This is a genomic window from Niallia sp. HCP3S3_B10, assembly GCF_052064465.1.
GTDB classification, from domain to species: domain Bacteria; phylum Bacillota; class Bacilli; order Bacillales; family Cytobacillaceae; genus Niallia; species Niallia hominis.
In genome coordinates, this window is record NZ_JBQHVO010000108.1 from 1 (window position 1) to 5,449 (window position 5,449).

The 5,449-nt window shown below is 33.3% G+C and carries 3 protein-coding genes and 1 pseudogene; 3 read left to right on the forward strand and 1 reads right to left on the reverse strand.

The window, feature by feature from the left end:
• Positions 1–631 precede the first annotated feature (631 nt).
• Complete coding sequence (locus ACTNDN_RS24270; protein ID WP_441132521.1) at positions 632–904, forward strand: hypothetical protein; 273 nt, start codon at positions 632–634, stop codon at positions 902–904.
• Positions 905–1,631: 727 nt separating this feature from the next.
• A pseudogene (locus tag ACTNDN_RS24275) lies at positions 1,632–1,775 on the forward strand (hypothetical protein); the annotation flags it as partial.
• 535 nt (positions 1,776–2,310) lie between these two features.
• Here the strand turns inward: ACTNDN_RS24275 and ACTNDN_RS24280 are convergent.
• Positions 2,311–3,408 carry a GerAB/ArcD/ProY family transporter gene (locus ACTNDN_RS24280; protein ID WP_441132523.1) on the reverse strand — a complete coding sequence of 366 codons (1,098 nt, stop codon included), beginning with the start codon at positions 3,406–3,408 and terminating at the stop codon, positions 2,311–2,313.
• A 758-nt stretch (positions 3,409–4,166) separates the two neighbouring features.
• On the opposite strand from ACTNDN_RS24280, the gene ACTNDN_RS24285 reads away from it, so the two are divergent.
• Positions 4,167–5,117 carry a glycoside hydrolase family 43 protein gene (locus tag ACTNDN_RS24285; RefSeq protein ID WP_031539999.1) on the forward strand — a complete coding sequence of 317 codons (951 nt, stop codon included), beginning with the start codon at positions 4,167–4,169 and terminating at the stop codon, positions 5,115–5,117.
• Positions 5,118–5,449 lie beyond the last annotated feature (332 nt).

The following is a 5,449-nucleotide window of genomic DNA, read 5'->3' on the forward strand; positions in this document are numbered from 1 at the left end:
CATGTTGAGGTAGTATCGCAGATGATTTTAAAAGAAGAAGCAGGCTCCCGATAAGGGGAAATCATGCTTCTATACAAATGTCGGGGCGGCAAATCGGTAATGAACAACCGGTGTGCCGTCTTCTTTTACATTGATTATATTGATGAGACGATGTAGAATTTCGGACGTTAGCAATCAAAGTTAAGAAATGGAAGAAGCTCTTCTTTTAACTTGTCGATTACTTTCAAGCATGGAGATCATGTCATTTTTCTTTTCTGCAAGCTGAGTGAGTTCGCTATTGTTATCCTCCACCATTCTAAATACTCATCATGATTGATTTTTTTCATCTGCGAGTATATTGATTCACTGTCATAGTGATACCTTGAATTATGTTGACAGGGAGTTAATAAGATTGCAATGCTGTATTTTTAAGTGATTGTGATGGCAACATTGTAAAGAAAAATGACTACAATTACACCGCATATATTTTTTGGGAGGACAAATGAACGAACTTCATTTGGGAATATTCCTTATTTAAATCGAAATTGATTAATCCATTTGCGTAGGATAGATACAGATATACCTATAGTTATCGACAAATTTCGGGTTGTCACTGTGACTTAAAATTAAAATTATTAACAACAAAAGGATTATGGGAGTTACAGTAAGTGAAGAAAAATATTGGAAAGAATGGTTTGAAGATAAGAATGAGAATTTATTAATAGATGAAAAAGACTATCAATTAATAAATGATGTTAAAAGCTTTGATGGGATGCATAAAGAAGAATTTAGGCAATTGCTAAATAAGATTATTGCTCGTATTAGAATAAGAGGTTTAAAAATTGTTGGGAAAATTAATATGTGTAAAGATGTCCAAAAAAAATGTGAAGAGCTTATAAAAAGAGAAAGAAAAATACTTTATTAAAATAAAGGACCTTCAAATAGAATTATTGCTTGATTAAAGTCATTGTTGAGGGGAGATTATAGGGGGTACATCATTACGCAAAATCGATTTTACGCGTTTTAGTATCATCATTCTATCAAAACACATGTTGAGGTAGTATCGCAGATGATTTAAAAAATGAAGCAGGCTCCCGATAAAGGGAAATCCTGCTTCTATACAAATGTTGGGGCGGCAAATCGGTAATAAATAACCGGTGTGCCGTCTTCTTTTACATTGATTATATTGATGAGACGATGTAGAATTTCGGACGTTAGTTCGATGAAAGTTAAAAAATAGAAGAAGCTCTTCTTTTAACTTGTCGATTACTTTCAAGCATGGAGATCATGTCATTTTTCTTTTCTGCAAGCTGAGTGAGTTCGCTATTATTATCCACCACGATTTCTAAATACTCATCATGATGATTTTTTCATTTGCGAGCATATTGATTCTCTGTCACAGTGATACATTGAATTATGTCGACAGGGAGTTAATAAGATTGCGATTCTGTATTTTTAAGTTGTGATGGCAACATTGTAAAGAAAAATGAATACAATTACACCGCATATAAGTTTTGGGAGGACAAATGAACGAACTTCATTGGAAAATTCCTCACTTAAATCGAAATTGAGTAATCCATTTACGTATGATAGTTACAGAAATACCTATAGTTATCGACAAATTTCGGGTTGTCACTGTGACTTAAAATTATCCATCTACTTTGGCGAAGGATATTGATTATTTATCTAAGGATTATAAGGTGGAGTATTTACAGCCGGTGGATATGTTTCCGCATACGGCGCATGTTGAGGTAGTATCGCAGATGATTTTAAAAGAAGAAGCAGGCTCCCGATAAGGGGAAATCATGCTTCTATACAAATGTCGGGGCGGCAAATCGGTAATGAATAACCGGTGTGCCGTCTTCTTTTACATTGATTATATTGATGAGACGATGTAGAATTTCGGACGTTAGCAATCAAAGTTAAGAAATGGAAGAAGCTCTTCTTTTAACTTGTCGATTACTTTCAAGCATGGAGATCATGTCATTTTTCTTTTCTGCAAGCTGAGTGAGTTCGCTATTGTTATCCTCCACCATTCTAAATACTCATCATGATTGATTTTTTTCATCTGCGAGTATATTGATTCTCTGTCATAGTGATACCTTGAATTATGTTGACAGGGAGTTAATAAGATTGCAATGCTGTATTTTTAAGTGATTGTGATGGCAACATTGTAAAGAAAAATGAATACAATTACACCGCATATATTTTTTGGGAGGACAAATGAACGAACTTCATTTGGGAATATTCCTTATTTAAATCGAAATTGATTAATCCATTTGCGTAGGATAGATACAGATATACCTATATTTATCGACAAATTTCGGGTTGTCACTGTGACTTAAAATTCAGTTTAATTATTGCTAATAACATAAATAAACTAGGTAATAGAAAAAATAAAGGTAAGCTTAAAAAATATGGAACTACCGTTACTGATTCGGTGATATGGTCAGAAAGGTCGAAACTAATAAAGGTGGAATACAGGGATAAAATACACATGGTTGGAACGACTAATACTCGATAGGGGATTTTAAAGATGTATTCTAAACCTTTTAAACCTGCAAAGGAAAAAATACAAATTTTAATAATCACACCTAATGCGATAATAAACACGGCGAATGCATCTAATCTTTGTAAGAAATCGCCTATGTTAATTAAGCGAGATGCACTTACAAGTGGAAAATTACTTCGAATTGCGATGGAAGTGCCTAAAGAAGTAGTTATAATTAGAGTTCCTATCGTCAACCAAAAGCCGGATGAAATTACAGAGTAAATTAATGTATGTCGTACATATTTTTGTTGTGGCAAATTAGAGAATAAAAATGTTAATGTAAATAATTGACCATATGGTCTAATGAGTTCATACGGGAAAATGGTATCTAACACTGGTGTTATACCTGTAGCTAAAATAGGTGTAATTCTCTCTAATTTTATGTCACCATCTCCAATTAATAGAAAGGTCATAATGATAAGGAACAAAATGGCGTATGGTGTAAATACTTCTGTTACTCTTCCTAAGACTTCCATTCCTAAATAGATGATGTAGGTAAGGATTACTATTAAGCTAAAATTACAAATTTCTACAGGAGTGATAGGAAGAATAAATGTTGTTACCAATTCTCCAAAATCACGAATAACCCTAGTTGCTAAATAAAAAAAATAGATAGTATATATATACGTAATCAACATGGAAATTGGACGATTTAATATGTATTCAATCATTTCAGAAAAGTTTTTATTAGGTAATATTTCGTGAAAATGATAGTAAAATAAGGTAATGAAAATACCAATTATGGAAGAACATAAAACAGTAATCCAAGCATCTTGTTTTGCATCTACACCAATTCCTATAATTAGAGAACTACCTAAATTAAATCCAATAACAAGGTTGAATAATTGGTTTAAAGAAACCTTTTCTTTTAACACCATTTCTTAAGCTCCCTTTAGGAATAAATAATTTCTGATACGTTTTATTATTTATTAAAACCCTGAAAATATTCCAATAAATAGAAAATACTTTAGATGTTTGTTACAGTTGCACGATTTATTTTAGAGATTCTCAGTACACGTTCGGTATTCTCTTATAGTCAAGTAGAATCTCCACCAAATATATGATTTGTAATCTACTTGACATAAAAAAGTGTAGCCTATTCAATTTTAAAAGGAAAAGAAAGAGACGGTAGAGAATAAATATATTGGGTAACTTTAGGTGAGAGTAGGGATATGTTATAGAATTCGAGGATTATTTAAGATAGAAATATCATAAGCGGCTAAGATTATACAAGGTGGTGGAACAAGGTCCTAAACAAAGGGAATATAATGGAGTAATAGAGCTTACTCCTTCTTCCTTGATGGCAGCTGTTTAAAACCAGAAGCCACCATTATGAACTTACTTTAAAAGATATATTGAATGCCAAAACAAACAGAAATAAAAATTCAATAAGATTAAATGGGGAGAAAATGTGTAATGGCATCATGTTTTAGCATTTAGTTGGTTTATTAAAAGAGAGGCTATATCTATTTAAAGCAGAAAGTGTTCAAGCCTTTTTATAATTTGAAAACGCTTTCCTTAACAGCATTTCCTTACACTAAAGCCCTCATTATTTCGATTCTAACTCAAAGGCTTTATTAAAAGTATATTTGCAATGTAGTTTTCTAGTTTATAAACGTAGTAAGAGGAGGAAGTTATGGGGAAATCAACTTTTTATAACCCGATTCTAGAACCTGGGGCAGATCCATGGGTGTATAAGGATAAAGATACTTACTATTTTATGGTCACAAAAAGGACAAGGCTTGATTTATGGAAGTCGCCAACATTAAGTGGAATGGCACAAGGTAATTGTAAAACGATTTGGACTGCTCCGAGTGAAGGAATCAATTGTGCTAATATTTGGGCTCCAGAAATTCATCGGATAAATGGGAAATGGTATATATATTTCACGGCAAATGACGGGATAGGGGATGATCAATCAAGGAAGATATTTGTGCTAGAGAATTCGGCGGAAGATCCGTTTGGCGGGAATTGGATAGACAGAGGATATGTAAATACAGAATATCCTGGTTTAGATGGAACGATTTTTGAACATAAAGGTTGTCTTTATTTTGTATATGCTGGATATGGGAACTTTCCTGCGTATGGATCAGCTCTATATATAGTTGAGATGGAAAATCCGTGGACACTTACTGGTCCCAACGTATTATTATCAAAACCTGAGTATAATTGGGAAAAGCAAGGTGGAATGGCGATTAATGAGGGACCTGTAATGTTAAAGAGGAATAATAAATTGTTTCTAATCTATTCTGCTAGTACCACTTGGTCTGATGATTATAGTTTGGGAATGTTAACAATCTCTGAGAATATGGATGTCATGAATCCCGAAGTTTGGCTTAAATCTACTGAGCCTGTGTTCAAGAAAAGTATCGAAAATAAGGTATTTGCTCCTGGCCATAATAGTTTTACACAATCTCCTGACGGGACAGAAGATTGGATTGTTTATCATGCTACTTCCGAATCAGAAGGAGGAAGCCAGCGACGAAGTGCTAGAATTCAAAAATTCAATTGGAATGCCGATGGTTCTCCTAATTTTGGAGTCCCGTTATGTACATCAGCACCGATTACCATTCCTTCTGGTGAGTGATGAGTAGGAAACAGAGGAATGGTTCTCCTATTCTCCTTATATTCTAAAAAGTAGAAGGAATTATGACACGTAAAGAACAAAATTCCTACCACCTAAATACGCTTGAACCGTTTATAAAACAGACGAATAAACCTAGTTCCATCAGTACTAGAGTTTTAACTATAAAGTATAGGAACCCAGTTATTATGTTTGGACTGGATTTTACATGTCGTGTGAAAAAATAATATTTTATTAAAATTTTGGCTCTGTTAAAGTCTGTTGTTGATAAATTGATTAACAGGAACTTATGTTCTATAATGGGTTTAACTATATAAAAGTGGTGATAAACGTGA

Coding starts and splice junctions, on each gene's coding strand:
- ACTNDN_RS24270 (WP_441132521.1), top strand. CDS start 632: ATGGGAGTTACAGTAAGTGAAGAAAAATATTGGAAAGAATGGTTTGAA.
- ACTNDN_RS24285 (WP_031539999.1), top strand. CDS start 4,167: ATGGGGAAATCAACTTTTTATAACCCGATTCTAGAACCTGGGGCAGAT.
- ACTNDN_RS24280 (WP_441132523.1), bottom strand. CDS start 3,408: ATGGTGTTAAAAGAAAAGGTTTCTTTAAACCAATTATTCAACCTTGTT.